Annotated in this window: 16 protein-coding genes and 2 pseudogenes; 13 read left to right on the forward strand and 5 right to left on the reverse strand. The window is 74.5% G+C overall.

Annotated elements, in window-relative coordinates:
* Positions 1–48: 48 nt before the first annotated feature.
* Entirely contained in the window at positions 49–1,368 is a 1,320-nt protein-coding gene (locus tag IF06_RS0128505) for an ABC transporter substrate-binding protein (RefSeq protein WP_013284855.1), read from the reverse strand.
* Positions 1,369–1,782: 414 nt separating this feature from the next.
* Complete coding sequence (locus tag IF06_RS0128510) at positions 1,783–2,346, reverse strand: plasmid pRiA4b ORF-3 family protein (RefSeq protein ID WP_030274683.1); 564 nt, start codon at positions 2,344–2,346, stop codon at positions 1,783–1,785.
* Between the two features lie 150 nt (positions 2,347–2,496).
* Between IF06_RS0128510 and IF06_RS34475 the strand changes: the two are divergent.
* The 11 genes and pseudogenes from IF06_RS34475 to IF06_RS0128560 form a co-directional block, all read left to right on the forward strand.
* Positions 2,497–2,988: pseudogene (locus IF06_RS34475) on the forward strand (dihydrofolate reductase family protein); the annotation flags it as partial.
* A 264-nt stretch (positions 2,989–3,252) separates the two neighbouring features.
* Positions 3,253–3,555: pseudogene (locus IF06_RS34480) on the forward strand (dihydrofolate reductase family protein); the annotation flags it as partial.
* 750 nt (positions 3,556–4,305) lie between these two features.
* Positions 4,306–6,054: an ATP-binding protein gene (locus IF06_RS0128520; protein WP_013284852.1), complete on the forward strand. Its 1,749-nt coding sequence runs from the start codon at positions 4,306–4,308 to the stop codon at positions 6,052–6,054.
* Between the two features lie 11 nt (positions 6,055–6,065).
* Positions 6,066–7,214 (forward strand): exonuclease SbcCD subunit D, encoded by a 1,149-nt coding sequence (locus IF06_RS0128525; protein WP_030274687.1) that lies wholly within the window; start codon positions 6,066–6,068, stop codon positions 7,212–7,214.
* Positions 7,214–9,688: an AAA family ATPase gene (locus IF06_RS0128530; RefSeq protein WP_030274689.1), complete on the forward strand. Its 2,475-nt coding sequence runs from the start codon at positions 7,214–7,216 to the stop codon at positions 9,686–9,688. Before IF06_RS0128525 ends, IF06_RS0128530 begins: the two co-directional genes overlap by 1 nt.
* Before the next feature lie 25 nt (positions 9,689–9,713).
* A complete protein-coding gene (locus IF06_RS0128535) occupies positions 9,714–10,685 on the forward strand; it encodes a hypothetical protein (RefSeq protein WP_030274691.1) in 972 nt (323 codons plus the stop codon).
* Complete coding sequence (locus tag IF06_RS0128540) at positions 10,685–11,542, forward strand: spermidine synthase (protein WP_030274693.1); 858 nt, start codon at positions 10,685–10,687, stop codon at positions 11,540–11,542. Before IF06_RS0128535 ends, IF06_RS0128540 begins: the two co-directional genes overlap by 1 nt.
* An 82-nt stretch (positions 11,543–11,624) precedes the next feature.
* The gene (locus IF06_RS0128545; protein ID WP_013284847.1) at positions 11,625–12,323 is read left to right on the forward strand and encodes a sigma-70 family RNA polymerase sigma factor; all 699 of its coding nucleotides are present in this window, start codon (positions 11,625–11,627) and stop codon (positions 12,321–12,323) included.
* Positions 12,320–13,099 carry an anti-sigma factor family protein gene (locus IF06_RS0128550; RefSeq protein WP_013474543.1) on the forward strand — a complete coding sequence of 260 codons (780 nt, stop codon included), beginning with the start codon at positions 12,320–12,322 and terminating at the stop codon, positions 13,097–13,099. Before IF06_RS0128545 ends, IF06_RS0128550 begins: the two co-directional genes overlap by 4 nt.
* Before the next feature lie 205 nt (positions 13,100–13,304).
* Complete coding sequence (locus IF06_RS0128555) at positions 13,305–13,964, forward strand: hypothetical protein (RefSeq protein ID WP_013474542.1); 660 nt, start codon at positions 13,305–13,307, stop codon at positions 13,962–13,964.
* Between the two features lie 148 nt (positions 13,965–14,112).
* A complete protein-coding gene (locus IF06_RS0128560) occupies positions 14,113–15,027 on the forward strand; it encodes a DNA-3-methyladenine glycosylase (protein WP_030274695.1) in 915 nt (304 codons plus the stop codon).
* A 4-nt stretch (positions 15,028–15,031) separates the two neighbouring features.
* Here IF06_RS0128560 and IF06_RS0128565 read toward each other — a convergent pair whose 3' ends face one another.
* Entirely contained in the window at positions 15,032–15,553 is a 522-nt protein-coding gene (locus tag IF06_RS0128565; protein ID WP_030274696.1) for a DUF1990 family protein, read from the reverse strand.
* 55 nt (positions 15,554–15,608) lie between these two features.
* Here IF06_RS0128565 and IF06_RS0128570 point away from each other — a divergent pair, with 55 nt between their 5' ends.
* Complete coding sequence (locus tag IF06_RS0128570; protein WP_013284842.1) at positions 15,609–16,097, forward strand: GNAT family N-acetyltransferase; 489 nt, start codon at positions 15,609–15,611, stop codon at positions 16,095–16,097.
* Positions 16,098–16,155: 58 nt separating this feature from the next.
* Here IF06_RS0128570 and IF06_RS0128575 read toward each other — a convergent pair whose 3' ends face one another.
* Together IF06_RS0128575 and IF06_RS0128580 are read right to left on the reverse strand one after the other, a co-directional pair.
* Entirely contained in the window at positions 16,156–16,578 is a 423-nt protein-coding gene (locus IF06_RS0128575) for an SRPBCC family protein (protein WP_013474539.1), read from the reverse strand.
* A gap of 263 nt (positions 16,579–16,841) precedes the next feature.
* Complete coding sequence (locus IF06_RS0128580) at positions 16,842–17,054, reverse strand: hypothetical protein (protein WP_013284840.1); 213 nt, start codon at positions 17,052–17,054, stop codon at positions 16,842–16,844.
* Positions 17,055–17,190: 136 nt separating this feature from the next.
* Between IF06_RS0128580 and IF06_RS0128585 the strand changes: the two genes are divergently transcribed.
* Entirely contained in the window at positions 17,191–18,303 is a 1,113-nt protein-coding gene (locus IF06_RS0128585; protein ID WP_030274698.1) for an ATP-dependent DNA ligase, read from the forward strand.
* Positions 18,304–18,305: the final 2 nt, after the last annotated feature.

Genomic DNA, 18,305 nt, shown 5'->3' on the forward strand with positions numbered 1-18,305 from the left:
GCGCCGGCAGCCAGGGCTGCCGACGCCACCCGCGGGCGGCTCAACCGGTCACTTACCGGCGGCCGCACCGTTCTTCAGGGCCGCCTGCCACTGCTCGTCGGCCGACTTGCCCTGCTCCACGGCGCGCAGCGTGTTCTCCACGGCGGTGCGGACCGCGTTGTTCTTCGGGCCGAGGTAGACCGGCTTCAGGTCGGTGGCGCCGGCGGCGAAGATCTTGCCGACCGGGGCCTTGCTGAAGTAGTCGTTGGTCGAGTCGGCCACGGCCGGGTCGGTGAGCGCCTGCGGGTTCGAGGGCAGGTTGCCGACCGCCTTGTACGCGCCGATCTGGCCCTTGGCGCTGGTCAGGAACTTGGCCAGCTCCGCGGCCTCCTTCTGGTGCTTGCTCGACTTCGGCACGCCGAGGAAGGAGCCGCCCCAGTTGCCACCGGCGCCCGGCGCCTTGGCGATGTCCCACTTGCCGGCCGCCGCGTCACCGGCCTGGCCCTTGATGACACCGGTCATCCAGGCGGGGCAGGCGATGGTGGCGAAGGTGCCGTTCTTGAAGCCGGCGTTCCACTCGTTGGAGAACGACTGGAGGTTGTTGGACAGCCCGGCGGCGATCATCTTGGTGGTGAGCTGGTACGCGGCCTGCACGTCCGGGTTCTGGTCGATGACCAGCTTGTTGCTCTTGTCGTAGTAGGTGTAGCCGGTGCCCTGGCCCGCGATCTGCATCAGCACGACGTTGTAGAAGTTGGTCGCCGAGTCGACGAACTTGTGCTTCTTGTCGGCGGCGGCGAACTTCTGGCCGGTGGCGATGAACTCGTCCCACGTCGGCCAGAGCGCGCCGACCTGCTCGCGGTCGGTGGGCAGCCCGGCGGCCTTGAACAGGTCGCTGCGGTAGCACAGCGCCATCGAGCCGACGTCGGTGCCGAGGCCCAGCACCTTGCCGTCGGGGGTGGTGCCCTGCTCCCACTTCCACGGCAGGAAGTTGCCCTTGAGGTCGTTCGCGCCGTGGTCGGCCAGGTTCACGAACTTGTCGGCCTGGGCGTAGAACTGGACGATGGTGCCCTCTTCCAGGGCCACCACGTCGCCGGCACCCGAGCCCGCGGTGATCTGCTGCGTCAGACGGGTGTTGTAGTCACCGAGGCCGAGGCCCTTGCCCCGCTCCTGGATCTTGACGTTCGGGTGCTCCGCTTCGTACTGCTTGTACAGCTCTTCGTAGCCGAAGCCCTGGTCGCCGAAGACGTCGACGACCAGGGTGACCGGGCCGCCGCCGCTGCCGCTGTCGCCGCTGTCCGAGTCGTCGCCGCAGGCGGCGGTGGTGCCGAGCACGACGACGGACGCGAGCGCGATGGCCGCGAACCGCCGACGACGGATTGGGACGCTCATCCGAGACCCCTCTTTCGGTGGTGAGGCGATATCTGCTGTGTGGTGGGGGGTGCGTTTCGCGCGGGCCGGAGCGGGCAGGAGGGAGATCCGCACCACTCTCGGGAGCGCTCCCATGAGGTTGCCGGGAGGTGACAGGGGTGTCAATAGACCGTTGGGAGCGTTCCCATTTCGTTACCGCGTCGGCGCGCGGCCCCTGCGCGGGGACCGCGCGGTCAGCGGTGCGGCGGTGGCGCCGCGGGTCGCGCGGTCGGTGACGCGGCAGGTGCGCGCGGTCGGTGGCCCGGCTGGTGCGCGCGGTCGGTGACGCGGCGGGTGCGCGCGGTTGGTGGCCCGGCTGGTCGTGCGGTCGGCGGTGCAGTGGTCGCGCGGTCGGCGGTGCAGTTGGTCGCGCAGTCGATGGCGCGAGGGATCGGGTCAGCAGCAGCGGCGCAGCAGGACGGTGGCGCGGTCCGGGTCGAACACGGCCGGATCGAACGCCGGGCCGGCCCACTCCCGCATGGTCGGATGCTCCGGATGCGCGGGATCGGCGAGCGCGGCCAGCAGGACCGCGTACCCGCCCGGACCGCCCACGTCCTCCGGCGGGCAGGCCCGCTCCCCGTCCAGGCACAGCGGGTAACGCTCGTCCGGATCGGCGGCGCAGCAGTCCTCCACCACCAGGTCGTGCTCCCACCAGTCACCGAAGTCGTACGTGTAGCGGAACCGGTCGCCCTTGCCCACGAGCGCGTCCAGCCGGACGTCCAGCTCGTCGCGCAGCGCCAGCTCGTCGCGCAGCGCCAGCTCGCCGTCCGGGTCGGGCTCGCCGTACTGCCGGCCGTCCACGTCGAACGAGTGCAGGTGGCAGTCGCGCCAGCCCATCGCGTGCTGGATCACCCGGTGCAGCCGGTCCAGCGTGTAGCCGCCGGGCACCAGCACCCGCCGCCACACCGGCGGCCGGACGCCAGCCAGCGACACCATGAGCTGGAAGATCTGACGCGACACGACGTCCCATCCTTCCTGGGCATAGGCTGCCTGCATGATCTGCCGAGCCTGCCGGGAACGGCGGCACGACGACTGTCCTGGCCGGAAGTGGTGCGACTGCCAGCACCGTACCCCCGAACCCACCCCTCCGGTCACCGGTCCGGCCGGCGAATGACCGTCGGAACCCCGATCGAACGGATCTGGCCCGCACCCGTCACCGGTGCGCTCACCGATCCGCAGCTCACCGCGCTCTACGGCCGGACGGCCGGCCCGCACCTGCGGGTCAACTTCGTCGCCAGCGCCGACGGCGCGGTCACTCTGGACGGATACTCGGCCGGGCTCTCCGGCGAGCCGGACAAGCGGGTCTTCGGCCTGCTGCGGATGCTCTGCGACGGTCTCGTGGTGGCCGCCGGCACACTGCGGCACGAGGGCTACCGGGCGGTCCGGCTGAGCCCGGAACGCCGGGCCTGGCGCCGCGAGCAGGGGCTGGCCGAGTACCCCACGCTGGTGGTCGTCTCCGGTTCGCTCGACCTCGACCCGGCGCAGGCCGCGTTCGCAGACGCCCCGGTCCGGCCGATCGTGCTCACCCACGCCGACGCCGTACCGCCGCCCGGGCTGGCCGACGTCGCCGACGTGATCCGCTGCGGCACCGACACGGCCGACGACGCTGAGCAGGCCGACGGCACCGGGCAGCCTGGTGGCGCCGGTCAGCCCGACGACGGTGCCGGACGGGTCGACGGCAGCGGCCCGACCGACGGGACCGGGCGGATCGGCGGCGCCGGTCAGTCCGACGGCAGCGGCCCGACCGACGGCTCCGGGCGGACCGGTGGCACCGGTCAGTCCGACGGCAGCGGCCCGACCGACGGCTCCGGGCGGACCGGTGGTGCCGGGCGGACCGGAGGCGCCGGGCGGATTAGCGGCGCCGGGCAGGTCGATCTCGTCGCCGGACTGGCCGAGTTGCGTCGGCGCGGGCTCGGCCAACTGCTCTGCGAGGGCGGCCCGCACCTGTTCGGCGCGCTCACTGCCGCCGACCTGGTCGACGAACTGTGCCTGACCGTGGCGCCGCTGCTCGCCGGCGCCGGGCCGGGCCGGATCACCGCCGGGGACGCCAGCGTCCCGCGTCACCTGCCGCTGCGGCACGTGCTGGCCGCCGCCGACGGCGTGCTGATGCTGCGCTACGCCCGCGACCCCGCCGAGACCCCGCCCGCCGGTTCCGCCCCCGCCGCCTGACCCGCTCGCGGAACGCGGCACGCCCCACAACCCCCGACGCGCACCACGCGCTGGCGCCGCCCTCGCCGCCTGACGCGGCACGCGGCACGCGGCACGCGGCACGCGGCACGCGGCACGCGGCACGCGGCACGCGGCACGCGGCACGCGAGATCTTGGTATCAAACGGCCCCTAGAGGGGCCCTTTCGTACCAAGATCTCCGCGTCGTCCTGACACGCGGGACACGACTCCCGCGGCTCGGGACGCGCAAACCGGAAACGGCGAGTTCGGGGTGGGCAGGCGACGGGTGGAACGCCATGGGTGTCATCGGCCTGCGGAGGCACCCGTGGTGTTCCACCGAGCGGCCGGGCCGGGCCGGACAGCACCGCACCGCGCCGGGCCGGGCCGGGCCGGGCCGGGCCGCGCCGCGCCGGGCCGCATCTCGGCCAGCCGACGGCACCGCTGACGGTCATCGGGCGGGCCGCCCGGGAGCCTGCGGCGTCGGCGCGGCAGACGGCCCGCAGACGGCCCGCAGGCGGCGGGTGGCGGAGGGGCGCGGCGCGCTGCGGGCGGGGCGGGGCGGCAGGCTGCGGGCGGCGGAGGGGCGAACGTGGAGGAAAGGCACGCATCGTGATCGGGCGGATTCGGGTGGCTACCGTTCGGCGCACGGGTGACGTGGCGTCCGCCGCGTCGCGTGGCAACCTGTCGCATCCCTCGGGCAGGATGCACGACGTGCACCGCCAACGGTACGACCAGCCGACCGGAGACCGCCGATGACCGACGATCAGCTCGACGGGCCCGGCGAGGGTGTCGGCCGGGTGCTCGGCACCGCCGACGCCACCCCGCTCACCTTCTGGACCGCCGTCGCGCCGGGCAGCTACCTGCAACTCGACGACGTGGTGGTGACCCGTCGCGACCTGCCCGACCGTGAGCCGGTGACGATCGCCGGGGTGGTGACCCAGGTGCGCGCCCGGCACGAGGGGGCGCAGTTCGACTCCGACGTCTTCGCCATCGCCGACGGCACGCTGCCGGCGCAGGTGCAGGAGGCGGCCGAGGTGACCACCACGCGGGTCGACCCGGAGTTCTACGTGCCGCCCACGCCGGGCGCGGTGGTGCACCGGGCCGAGGGTGACGCGCGGGCGCGGGCGCTGCACTTCGACCGGATGGAGCGGCGGATCCCGATGGGGATGGGCCGCGACGGCGTGCCGGTCTACCTCAACGCCGACTTCCTCGACGGCACCCGGGGCGCGCACGTGTCGATCTCCGGCATCTCCGGTGTCGCCACCAAGACCAGCTTCGCCACGTTCCTGCTCTACTCGGTGTTCCGCTCCGGCGTGCTGGGCGGCGACGCCGTGAACGCGAAGGCGCTGATCTTCAACGTGAAGGGCGAGGACCTGCTCTTCCTCGACCACCCGAACAGCCGGCTCGACGACCCGACCCGGGCGGCGTACGCGAAGCTGGGCCTGGACGCCGGGGCGTTCCCGGACGTGCGGGTGTACGCCCCGCCGCGGGTCGGCGACTCCTCCGGCACGCCGGATGTGAGCAGCCGGCTCACCGGGGTGGACAGCTTCTACTGGACGCTGACCGAGTTCTGCGCCGACCGGCTCCTGCCGTACGTGTTCGCCGACGCGGACGACGAGCGCCAGCAGTACACGATGGTGGTCCACTCGGTCGCCGCGCACCTGGCCCGCTACGCCCAGCCGGCCGACGGCGGGGTGAGCATCGACGGGGTGCGGCTCGGCTCGTACGCCGATCTGGTCGACCACGTGGTCGAGCAGCTCAACGACGACGAGACGCGCGGCGAGTGGGCGGGCAGCGCGGTCGGGCTGGGCACCGTCAACGCGTTCGCCCGGCGGCTCATCGGCAGCAAGAAGGACCTGGGCCGGCTGATCCGGGGCGACCTGGCGACCCGTCGCCCGCACTCGATCAACACGGCGGAGAGCGCCCAGGTCACAGTGGTCGACCTGCACAACCTGCCTGATCGCGCGCAGCGGTTCGTGGTCGGCGTGACGCTCAAGAGCGAGTTCGAGCGCAAGGAGAAGGCCGGCACCGCCAAGCCGCTGCTGTTCGTCGTCCTCGACGAGCTGAACAAGTACGCGCCGCGGGAGGGCTCGTCGCCGATCAAGGAGGTGCTGCTCGACATCGCCGAGCGGGGCCGCTCACTGGGCGTGATCCTGGTCGGCGCGCAGCAGACCGCCAGCGAGGTGGAACGGCGGATCGTCACCAACTCGGCGATCCGGGTGGTGGGCCGGCTCGACCCGGCCGAGGCGTCCCGCCCGGAGTACGGCTTCCTGCCGCCCGCCCAGCGGCAGCGGGCGCTGCTGGCCAAGCCGGGCACGATGTTCGTCAACCAGCCGGACATCCCGGTGCCGCTCTGCCTGGAGTTCCCGTTCCCGGCGTGGGCCACCCGGGTCTCGGAGGCGGGCCGCGCGCCCTCGGAGACGCTACGGTCGATCACGCAGGCCGCCGATCCGTTCGCGGTGGTCGGCTCCGGCTCCTCCGACGACGACATCCCGTTCTAGGCGGCACCCAGATGAAGATCCTGCACACCTCGGACTGGCACGTCGGCAAGGTCCTCAAGGGGCAGTCCCGGGCCGAGGAGCACAAGCAGGTCCTCGCCCAGGTCATCGACATCGCCCAGCGTGAGCGGCCCGACCTGGTGATCGTCGCCGGTGACCTGTACGACACCGCCGCGCCGACCCCGGAGGCGACCCGGCTGGTCACCCGGGCGCTGACCGCGCTGCGGCGTACCGGGGCCGACGTGGTGGCGATCGGCGGCAACCACGACAACGGCGCGGCGCTGGACGCGCTGCGCCCGTGGGCCGAGGCCGCCGGGATCACGCTGCGCGGCAGCGTCCGGGAGAACCCGGACGAGCACGTCGTCGACGGGGTCACCGCCGGCGGGGAGCGCTGGCGGCTCGCCGCGCTGCCGTTCCTGTCCCAGCGGTACGCGGTGCGCGCGGTGGAGATGTACACGCTCACCCCAGCCGAGGCCAACCAGACGTACGCCGACCACCTGGGGCGGGTGCTGGACCGGCTCGCCGAGGGGTTCACCGAGCCGGACCGCGTGCACCTGGTCACGGCGCACCTGACTGTGGTCGGGGCGAGCACCGGCGGCGGTGAGCGGGACGCGCACACGGTGCTCGGATACGCGGTTCCGGCGACAGTCTTCCCCGGCAACGCGCACTACGTGGCGCTGGGTCACCTGCACCGCTCGCAGCGGGTCATCGGCCCGTGCCCGATCCGCTACAGCGGCAGCCCGCTCGCCGTCGACTTCGGCGAGCAGGAGAACGTCGGCTCGGTGACGATCGTGGAGGTGACAGCCACCACCGCCGCCCGTATCCGCGAGGTGCCGGTGCCGGGCGCGGTGCCGCTGCGCACGGTACGCGGCACGCTCGCGCAGCTCGCCGAGATCGAGGCGCCGGAGGGCTGGCTGCGCGTCTACGTCCGGGAGCAGCCCCGGGCCGGGCTGCGCGAGGAGGTGCAGGAGCTGCTGCCCCGGGCGCTGGAGATCCGGATCGATCCGGAGCTGGTGCCCGCTCCGGGCAGCGGGACACGGACGGCTCAGCGGGCCGGCCGGTCGCCGGGCGAGTTGTTCGGCGACTACCTGGACAGCCGCGGGCACGCCGACGAGGGTGTCCGGGAACTCTTCGACGAGCTGCTCGAGGAGGTGGAGCACTGATGCGGCCGATGCGGCTGGACATGGCCGGGTTCACGGTGTTCCGCGACGAGACGACTGTCGACTTCACCGACGCGGACTTCTTCGCGCTGGTCGGGCCGACCGGTTCGGGCAAGTCGACGGTGCTCGACGCGATCTGTTTCGCGCTCTACGGCACGGTGCCGCGCTGGGGCGGCGCCCGGGGGCTGGCGAACGCGCTGGCGCCGTCGGCGACCGAGGCGCGGGTCCGGCTGGTCTTCGAGTCCGCCGGGGACCGCTACGTGGCGACCCGGGTGGTGCGCCGCGACGGGCGGGGCACTGTGAAGACGGCGAACGCCGGTCTGCAGCTCATGCCGCCGGGGTTCGACGTCACCAAGCTCGACACCGGGCTCAGCCCGGACGATCTGGGCGAGGTGGTGGCGGGCACCCCGGCCGAGATGGAGCAGGCGGTGCTGGACGCGGTGGGGCTGCCGTACGAGCAGTTCACCTCGTGCGTGGTGCTGCCGCAGGGACAGTTCGCCGACTTCCTGCACGCCAAGCCGGCCACCCGTCAGCAGATCCTGGTGAACCTGCTCGGGCTGGGCGTCTACGAGTCGGTGCAGAAGAAGGCGGTCGAGCGGGCCGGGCAGGCCGAGGCGAAGCTGGAGACCGTCGACAAGATGCTCGGCGGGCTCGCCGACGTCGACGACGAGAGTCTGACCGCCGCCCGGGAGCGGGTGGACGCGATGCGGGAACTGGCCGCAGCGGTCGCTGCCGCCGTACCCGAATGGGAGCGGGCGCGGGCGACGGCGGGTGGGCGGGCCGCGGCGCTTGCCGCCCTCGACGCCGAGCTGGGTGTGCTGGCCGGGGTGCGGCCGCCGGACGGCACGGCCGAGCTGGCGCGGGCGGTGGCGCAGGCCCGGGTCGCGGCCGACGAGGCGGCGGCCGCGGTCGGGCTGGCCGAGGAGCGCGAGGAGAAGCTGCGCGGGGAGCTGGCCGCCGCCGGTGACGAGAGCGCGCTGCGGCTGCACCTGAAGGCGTACGCGGACCGGGACCGGCTGACCGCGGAGGCGGCGACGGTCCGCGCGGCGGTGGACGCGGCGCGGACCGAGCACGAGGCGGCGGTGGAGGCGCTGGCGGCGGCGCGGGCGGACGCGCAGCGGGCCGAGACGGAGCTGGAGTCTGCGTTCCGCGCGCACGAGGACGCGAAGGCCGCCGACCAGGCGGTGGCGCTGCGGGCGCACCTGGTCGGCGGCGCGCCGTGCCCGGTGTGCGAGCAGACCGTCGCCACGGTGCCGGCGGTGCCGAAGGGTTCGGCGGTGAGCCGGGCGATCGAGGCGGGCAAGGCCGCGCGCGCGGCGAGCGAGGCGGCCAAGCGGGTGGTGCAGGAACGCGACACCGCGGCCCGCGACCTGGACCGGGTGCTGCTGCGCGCCCGGACCCAGCACGACCAGCTCGGCGCGCGCCTGGCCGAGCTGGACGAGCAGCTCGCGGACGCGCCCGCGCCGGAGCGGCTGCGCGAGTCGCTGGCCGAGCACGCACGGCTGCGGACCGCGCTGGAGGAGGCGGCCGGCGCGGTGCGGGCCGGCCGGGAGGCGGCCCGGCGGGCACGGGGCGCACTCGACGCCGCGCAGGAGCGGCTGCGCCGGGCCTGGCGTGACTTCGACGCGGTACGCGACGGGCTGGCCCGGTTCGGGCCGCCGGCCGCCGACCGGGACGACGTGGCGGCGGCGTGGGCGGCGCTGGCCGGCTGGGCGGGCGAGCAGGCGCAGGCGCGACGCGCGGAACGGGACGGGCTGGCCGACTCGGTGGAGGCGGCGCAGCGGGCGGCGGCCGAGGTCGCCGACGGGATCGCCGCGTTGTTCACCGCGGCCGGGCTGGACGCGCCGCGGGACGCGCCGCGGGACGTGGCGGTGGCGGTGGAGCGGGCCGAGGCGGAGTTACGCCGGCTCGACGAGCGCCGCGAGCAGGCCGCCGGGCTGCGGGAACAGCGGGCCGGGCACGAGCACGAGGCCCGGGTGGCGCGGGCGCTCGCCTCGCACCTGCGGGCCAACAACTTCGAGCGCTGGCTGCTCACCGAGGCGCTGGACCTGCTGGTCGACGGCGCGTCGGGGATCCTGCGGGAGCTGTCCGGCGGGCAGTACGACCTGGTCCACGACAAGGGTGAGTTCTTCGTGGTCGACCACCACGACGCGGGGCTGCGGCGCGGGGTGCGCACGCTGTCCGGCGGGGAGACGTTCCAGGCGTCGCTGGCGTTGGCGCTGGCGCTGTCCGAGCAGCTCGCCGGCATGTCCACCACCGCCGCGAGCCTGGAGTCGATCGTCCTGGACGAGGGTTTCGGCACGCTCGACGCGGCGACGCTCGACACGGTCGCGGCGACGCTGGAGAACCTGGCCGCCCGGGGCGACCGGATGGTCGGCGTGGTCACCCACGTGCCGGCGCTGGCCGAGCGCATCCCGGTCCGGTTCGAGGTCCGTAAGGACGCGCGGACGGCCCGGGTGGAACGGACCGGCCTGTGACCGGCACGGGCCGGCGGAGCGCCGCGTGACCGGGCCGTCGCCGGCGTTCTTCGTCGACGCGTGGGATCCGGCGTACGGCGCGTCGTTCGAGGCGGCGGGCGGCTCCGGGCCGGCCGCGCCGAGCAGCGCGCAGGTCGACGCCGACGTCGAGCTGCCGGCCACCGACTGGCGGGCGATCGGCCCGCGCGCGGGCGTGCGGGCGCCGGACGTGGTGCTGCTCGTCGACGGGGTACGCCGGATCGACGCCAGCGTCTGGACGGCCGAGGAGGACGGCGGTTCGTTCCCCGGCATCGCCGCCTCGTACGCGGCCGGTGTGGTCCGCTGCGACCTCGACCGGGGCGCCGCCGAGATGGCCGGTTCCCGGGTGGGCCGTGGCCTGTTCACGGCGAGCCCGTCGGCGCAGGACGTGGTCGCCGGGACGGTCCGCTACCCGGTGCACCGGGTCAGCGGCACCGGTGAGCTGAGCAAGCTGCCCGCGGCGGTGCAGGCGCCGCTGACCGCGCTGGAGGTGGCCGTCTCCGACGCGGTACGCACCGACGGCGACCTGCTGGTGGTGGACGGCCCGCTGCGTAGCCGGCGGAACCTGCCGCGCACGCTCGGGTACATCAAGACGCAGCACAGCCAGTACCTGGACGCCCGGCTCACCGCTGTGGTGACCGGGCTGGCGCCGGGCGAGCGCTGCCCGGTGTTCCGGCTGGGCACGGCGTGGGGCGGCTGGTCGTGGTATCTGCGGCTGCCGGTGCGCGCGGGCGCGCCCTGGGCGGGCATCGTGCGGGTGGAGTGCTCGGCCGACCTGACCGTGCCGGAGGCGATCGCGCTTGCCGACCTGTCGCTGGTGACGCTGCCCCGGTTCGCCTCGACCCCGTACAAGGATCCGCGCGCCCCGCAGAACCTGGTGCCGATCGCCGGGCTGGAACGCCGGCTGCGGGGCATGCTCGGTGACGCGCGGCTGCTGCACCGGGTGCTCACCGCCGCGGCGCGCGGGATGCGGCGCTGATGGGCCGGCGACGCGACTCCGACCGGGTGACGGCCGACGTCGACACCGGCCGGGCCGAGCTGGTGCCGGACGCCGACCGTCCGGGCACCTGGACGCTGCTGCTGGACGGCGCGCCGCAGTCGCATGTGGACCTCGACGACCCGTCGCACCTGGAGTTCGAGTACGTCCGGCGGCTGGCCGCCGCGCTGGACCTGGTGGCACCGGCCGGGACGCCGCTGCGGGTGCTGCACCTGGGTGGCGGCGCGCTGACCCTGCCCCGCTACGTGCAGGCCACCCGGCCCGGTTCGACGCAGCGGGTGTCCGAGGTGGACGGCGCGCTGGTGGAGCTGGTCCGCCGCGAGCTGCCCTGGCCGTCGGATCCGCGCCTGAAGGTCCGGGTGGCCGACGCGCGGGCGACGCTGACGTCGAGCCGGGACGGTGCGTACGACGTGATCGTGGCCGACGTGTTCGCCGGCGCCCGTACCCCCGCGCATCTGACCTCGGTGGAGTACGCCGCCGAGGTGGCCCGGGTGCTCGCGCCCGGCGGCAGCTACCTGGCGAACGTGGCCGACGGCCCGCCGCTGCGGCACGCCCGCGCCCAGGTCGCGACGGTGCGTACCGTGCTGCCCCGGGCCTGCCTGGTCGGCGACGCGGCGGTGCTGCGCGGCCGGCGCTACGGCAACCTGGTGCTGGTGGCGTCCCGGGTGGAGCCGCCGGTTCCGGAGCTGACCCGGCGGGCGGCGGGTGACTGGTTCCCCGGCCGGGTGCTGGCCGGTGCCGAGCTGGACCGGTTCACCGGCGGCGCGGCGGTGGTCCACGACGCGGACGCCGTCGACTCCACTCCCCCACCGCCGGGAATTTTTTCGGTCAAACGTTGATCCGATCGGCTGATCGCTGCGTATCCCCGGGCGGCCATGCCCGTGGGGGGCCGGCTGATGTCATTGGACAGCGGAGGTCTGCATGCATGCGGTGGCGGCCGGCTGGCACGGCGAGGTGGCGCGGCCCGAGTGGATGTTCGCCCGGGCACAACCACACTCGCGCGCCTCGCGTTCGGGCCGGGGGGTCGACGCCCGGTCCACCGATCGCCAGAATGACCCGGTGCCGCCGCGACCCGCTCCCGGACGCCACCAGGCGACCTCCGCCGAGGCCAGCCACTCCGACCAGTTGATCCGCCTGCTGTACGCCGAGCACGCCGGCCCGCTGCTGATGTTCGTGATGCGGCTGACCGGTGGGGACCGGCAGCGCGCCGAGGACATCGTGCAGGAGACGCTGCTGCGGGCCTGGCGCAACGCGCACCGGCTCGGCGTGCAGGGCCAGGGCTCGCTGCGCCCCTGGCTCGTCACCGTGGCCCGGCGGATCGCCATCGACGAGCACCGCAGTGAGCAGGCCCGCCCACCCGAGACTTACGACCGGGATCTGACCATGTTCGCCGAGTCGGACAGCACCGACCGGGTGCTGCGCACGATGACCGTAGCGGACGCGCTGCGTACGCTGAGCCAGTCGCACCGGGAGATCCTGGTGGCGACCTACTTCCGGGGGCGCACCGTGCCGGAGGCGGCCGAGGAGCTGGGGCTCCCGCTCGGTACCGCCAAGTCACGGGTCTACTACGCGCTGCGCGCGTTGCGCACGGCTCTGCAGGAGAGGGGGGTGACCGAATGAGCCGGGCCGATCACATGGACGTCGCCGCGTACGCGCTCGGCGTACTGGACGCGCAGGACGCGGAGCGGTTCGAGGAGCACCTGGCCACCTGCTGGGCCTGCGCGGCGGAACTGGAGACGATGGTCCCGGTGGTGGGACTGCTCTCCGGCATCGACGGTGAGGCGATGGCCGCGCTGGAGCAGACGCACACCGATCCGGCGCTGCTGGACCGGACACTGATGGCGGTACGGCGGGACCGCCGTCGTACCCGGGTGCGGCAGTTGCTGGCGACGGCGGCGGCCGTGGTGGTGTTCGGCGGCGCGAGCGCGGCGGCGGCCGGGATGCTCGGCGACGATCCGGCGCCGCCGCAGGCCGGGCCGACGCAGGCCGCGCCGAGCGTGGCGCCGAGCGGCGAGCCGGGCAACCCGAACGACCCGGGCGTCGGCGGGAAAGAGGACATCGAGGGCGACCAGCACAACGCGACCGACCCGGGGACCGGCGTGCAGACCACGATGTGGCTGGCCCGCAAGGAGTACGGCACGCAGATCGCGGTGCAGCTCAGCCGTCTGCCGGGGCCGCGCACGTGCCGGCTGGTGGTGGTCCGCAAGAACGCCACGAGCGAGGTGATCTCCACCTGGTCGGTGCCGGTCGGCGGCTACGGGACGAACCAGAACCAGCTTCCGCTGGAGCTGAGCGCGTCCACCTCGGCCCCGGTGCGCGACATCGACAAGCTCCAGGTGCAGTCGGTCGACGCGAACGGCGTGGCGAGTCCGCTGGTGACGGTGGACGACATCTGATCTGGTGTGCCGACGGCGCCGGGTGGCTGAGCCACCCGGCGCCGTCGCGTCGTGCCCGGGCCGGCGGACCCCCTCGTGCTGACGCACGCATGCCGGCTTCCATCGGTTCAATCGGTCCACTGTGAAATGTGCCACCCTTGCGGGTTCAACCTTGACAGCGCTGTGCCCGTACTACTCGGCGAACTGCCAAGAACGAGGAGGGCACGTGGCACACCACAAGCGGACGACCGTCATCGTCGCGAGCGCGATGGTCGCACTTACGGCCTGCGCCCCAGCGGGCTACAACGGGGCGAACTCGGGCGCGGCCGAGCCGGTCGCCGTCGCCGCGGCCGAACCCACCGCGGCGGCCGAACCGGAGGCGTCGGCGGCTCCCGAGGAGGAGCCGGTCGCGGACAAGGCGCCCCCGGCCAACGTGAAGATCACCGACGAGCTGGTCGGCAAGAAGCTGCCCCGGATGGGCCGCGTCGTCACCGACCAGGACGGCTGGGTGCTGTACCGGTTCGACAAGGACTCCGACGACCCGCCGCAGTCCAACTGCGTGGACAAGTGCGCCGAGGTGTGGCCGCCGTCGCTCACCGACGGCAACCCGCAGCTGCGCGGCGTCTCCGACGACAAGGTCGGCACCATCACCCGTCAGGACGGCACCCGGCAGCTCACCATCGGCGGCTGGCCGGTCTACCGCTACATCGGCGACAAGAAGCCCGGCCAGTGGAAGGGCCAGGGCGTCGGCGGCACCTGGTTCGTGGTCGACCCGAACGGCAAGAAGAACCTGACCTGCCTGCCGACCGGCACGCCCAAGGCGGTCGCGCCGCCCGCGGCGGGCAGCTCGGACAGCTCCGGCGGCGGCTCGGACTACTCGTACTGACACCGCAGGACACGGTGACCGGTCGCCGCCGGGGAGGGCGCGGCCGGTCACCGTCGCGAACCCCGGGAGGCGGGCCGCACCGGCATCGGCCCGCCTCCCGGCCAGGCGTGCCCGGCGTCACGGCCCGGTCGCGTGGCAGAGTGGCCTGGTGACCTCGCCCGCCGCCCGCCGTACGCTGCGCCCGCCGGCCGGCTACCGCCTGGCCGCCTCGGTGCGGGCGCTCACGTTCAGCCCGTACGACCCGTGTGCGCGGATCGCCGCCGGCACGTTCTGGTGGGCCACCCGCACCCCGGACGGCCCGGCCACGCTGGCGCTGCGCCCGTCCGCCGGCGACCTGCTGGCCGAGGGGTACGGCCCCGGCGCGGCCTGGGTGGTCGACCGGGCCGACCGGATCGCCGGGCTCTGCGACGACCTGACCGGGTTCGCCGCGCTCGCCGGTACGCACCCGCTGGTGGCCCGCCTGGCCCACACGCACCACGGGCTGCGGATGCCCGCCACCGGCCAGATCTTCCCCCGGCTGCTGCGGGCGGTCTTCGAGCAGAAGGTCACCGGCAAGGAGGCGTACCGGGCGTACGCCGCCACAGTGCGGCACTTCCGGGAACCGGCGCCCGGCCCGCTGCAACCACTGCTGCTGCCGCCGGAGCCCGCCGCGGTGGCGGCCACGCCGTACTGGGTGTTCCACCCGTTCGGGGTCGAGCAGCGGCGCGCCGACACGCTGCGCCGCGCGGCGGCCGTCGCGGACCGGCTGGAACGCTGCGCCGACTCGGCGGAGGCCACCCGGCGGCTCACCGCCATCCCCGGCATCGGGCCGTGGACCGCCGCCGAGGTGGTGCGGATCGCGTACGGCGACGCGGACGCGGTGAGCGTCGGCGACTACCACGTGCCGAACACCGTGGCGTGGGCGCTGGCCGGTGAGGCGCGCGGCGACGACGCCCGGATGCTGGCGCTGCTGGAGCCGTTCCGGGGGCACCGCGGCCGGGTGTGCGTGCTGCTGGAGGCGGCAGGCGTCCAGGCCCCGAAGTACGGCCCGCGCGCCCCGATCCGCTCCTTCGCCCGCTACTGACCGGTCAGCGCCGCCGGCACAGCCGCCGCAGCGTCCGCCCCAGCCACCAGGCGTACGCCCGCTGGAAACCCGGCACGACCGGCCCGCCGGCCCGCACGTACCAGTGCGCCGGGCGGCTGAACGCGGTCACCTCGAACCAGACGCCGTCGGCGCCCCGGGTCACCAGGAACGCCTCCTCACCGACCTCCGGATGCCCGGGCAGCGTGCCGTAGCCGAACCCGGCCCGGTCCGGTTCCGCCACCGTCCAGACCACCTCGGTCGGGCCCCACAGCCGCACCGGGCCGACGCCCAGCCCCGGCGTGACCCGTACCCCGGGTGCCGCGCGCGGCGCGTCCGTGCGCATCACCACGCCTGCGGCGCGGTGCAGCCGCCAGCCCAGCACCGCGTCCGCCGCCAGCGGGAAACCGCCGTCCGGCAGCCGGACCCGGTGGCGCAGGTGGTGGTAACCGGCCGGCAGGGCACCGTCGCGGGTCGCACCCACCTCCGGGTACGTCAGCTCCGGCACGCCGGTCACCTCCACGCTCATGGGAACACCCCAGCCAGCGTACGGCCGCCCGGGAGCGCTGTGGTGAGCTGAGCCGGTGACCGACGTGACCATCGCCCCCGCCGGCCCCGCCGACGCCGGGGAGATCCTCACCGTGCAGCGTGCCGCGTACCTGGTGGAGGCGCAGCGCTACCGCGACGTGTTCCTGCCCCCGCTGACCGAGACGCTGGACGAGGTACGGGCGGCGCTGACCGGGCCGGACGTGGTGCTCGCCGCCCGGCGCGGCACCCGCCTGGTCGGCTCGGTCCGCGCCCGCCTCGACGGCGACACCGCCCACGTGGGCCGTCTCTCGGTCGCCCCCGACCAGCAGGGCCGGGGCGTCGGCGGACGGTTGCTGGACGCCGTCGAGCACGCCTGCGCCGGCCGGGTGACCCGGTTCGCGCTGTTCACCGGCGCGGACAGCGCGGCGAACCTGTCCCTGTACGCGGGCCGCGGCTACCGGGTGGTGGCGCACCGGCCGGACGAGAACGGCAACCGCCTGGCCGTACTGGAGAAGACGGTCCCTGAACCTCCGGACGGCGCCTGAGCGGGCGCTCCGGCCCCGGTCAGCGGGCCTCGCCGGCGCCCGAGGCCGTCCGCCTCGGTCAGTTCCGCGCACAACGGCGCCTGAGCCCGTCCGCCTCCTGCCGCAGGTAGCGGCGCATGGTGGAGCCGCCGAGCAACCCGACCAGCCAGGCCAGCGGACCGGTCTGCACCAGGATCAGCTCGGCCCGGGTCCGCCCGTCCTCCAGCGGGATCAGCCGGTGCTCACCCCGGGTGCGCACGCCGGGGCTCGCCGACTCCCAGGCGAACGAGTACGGCGGACAGATCTCCACGACCCGCCACACGGCCGGGCGCAGCCGGGGCTGCTCCAGCCGGGCCGTCGAGCCGAGGAGCAGCGGACCGGGCTCCAGCCGGCGGGCGGCGGTGACCGACGGCGTCCACTCGGGCCAGCGCTCGACGTCGCTCTGCACCTCCCAGACCCGGTCGACGTCGGCGGCGATGTCGACGGACTCGGCGAACCGCATGGGCTTCTTCCCTCCCCCGTGGACGGTCCACTCAGCCTATGCCCGCCCTCCGCTCGCGCGCCGCCCCGCCCGCCGGCCCCCCTCGCTCGCCCGCTCTCGTCGATCTTGGAGTTGTGGCGCCCAGGATGTCCGTTCGGCGAAGTCTATGAGGTGCCACAACTCCAAGATCGGCGGTTCGCCCGGGCCGGAGATGCCCGGCCCCAGGGGTCACCCGGCGTTCCGCCGCTCGGTGCCGGCCGACAGGCGGTTCGCCCCGGCCGGGGTCAGGCGGCCTCGTGGAGATCGGCCAGGGAGACCGGGGCGTACCGCTTCAGCAGGTGTTCCAGCTCGGCGACCGAGCCGACCTCGCCGAGGACGTTCGCGCCGCCGCCGTGCTCCGGCGGGTAGCGGTGCGACAGCCGGTAGCGGTAGCGGCCGCGGACCAGCTCGACGCTGACCCGCCAGCGCCCGCAGCATTCGCAACTCCACTCCGGCACGCCGCGACGGTAGCTCTGACCTGCGGTTCCACCATTCGGGCGGCGGTGACGAACGCGGCCGGGACGGGACACGCCACCCGGCCACCGGCGGTGATCTGCCTCACCACTGTCGGTGGGGTCTGGTTGACTGGTCGCCGTGGACCTGCCGATCAACCCTCCGGTCGAGCCGATGCTCGCCAAGAGCGTCGCCGAGCTGCCCACCGATGCCGGTCTGACCTACGAGCCGAAGTGGGACGGCTTCCGCTGCATCGTGTTCCGCGACGGCGACGAGGTCGAGCTGGCCAGCCGGGGCGGCAAGTCGATGACGCGCTACTTCCCCGAGGTGGTCGAGCAGGCCCGCCGGCAGCTCCCGGCCCGGTGCGCGGTCGACGGCGAGCTGATCGTGATCCGCCGGGACGGCCCGGGTGGGCAGCCTCGGCTCGACTTCGAGCTGCTGGCCCAGCGGATCCATCCGGCCGCCTCCCGGGTGAAGCTGCTGGCCGAGACCACCCCGGCCGACTTCGTCGCGTTCGACCTGCTGGCGATCGACGACGAGCTGCTCATCGACCAGCCCTATCCCCGGCGGCGGGAGCGGCTGGAGCAGGCGCTGTCCGGGGTACGCCCGCCGGTGCACGTGACGCAGGTGACCACCGACCCGGAGACGGCCCGCCGCTGGTTCGACGTGTTCGAGGGCGCCGGGCTGGACGGGCTGATCGTCAAGCCGGCCGACCTGCCGTACGAGCCGGGCAAGCGGCTCATGTTCAAGGTCAAGCACGCCCGCACGATGGACGCGGTGGTGGCCGGTTTCCGTTGGCACAAGTCCGGTCCGGTGGTCGGCTCGCTGCTGCTCGGCCTCTACGACGACGGCGGCGTGCTGCACCACATCGGCGTCAGCTCCTCGTTCACCATGGCCCGCCGCAAGGAGCTGCTCGACGAGCTGGAGCCCTACCGCGACGTCGGCGGTGAGCACCCGTGGGTGCACGGCGACCACGAGCGGGGCCAGCGCATCCCGGGCGGGGTGAGCCGGTGGACCGGCGGCAAGAACCTGGAGTGGGAGCCGCTGCGTCCGGCACTGGTGGTCGAGGTGGCGTACGACGCGATGGAGGGCGACCGGCTACGGCACACCGCCCGGTTCCTGCGCTGGCGACCCGACCGTGATCCCCGCTCCTGCGACTACGGCCAGCTCGACCGCCCGATCCGTTACGACGTCGACGAGGTGCTGCGCGGCGATCCGGCAGCGACGGTCGGTGACACCCGCGGCCGGGCGTAGCC

This window comes from Micromonospora globosa (assembly GCF_000717585.1).
Taxonomy (GTDB): Bacteria; Actinomycetota; Actinomycetes; order Mycobacteriales; family Micromonosporaceae; genus Micromonospora; species Micromonospora aurantiaca.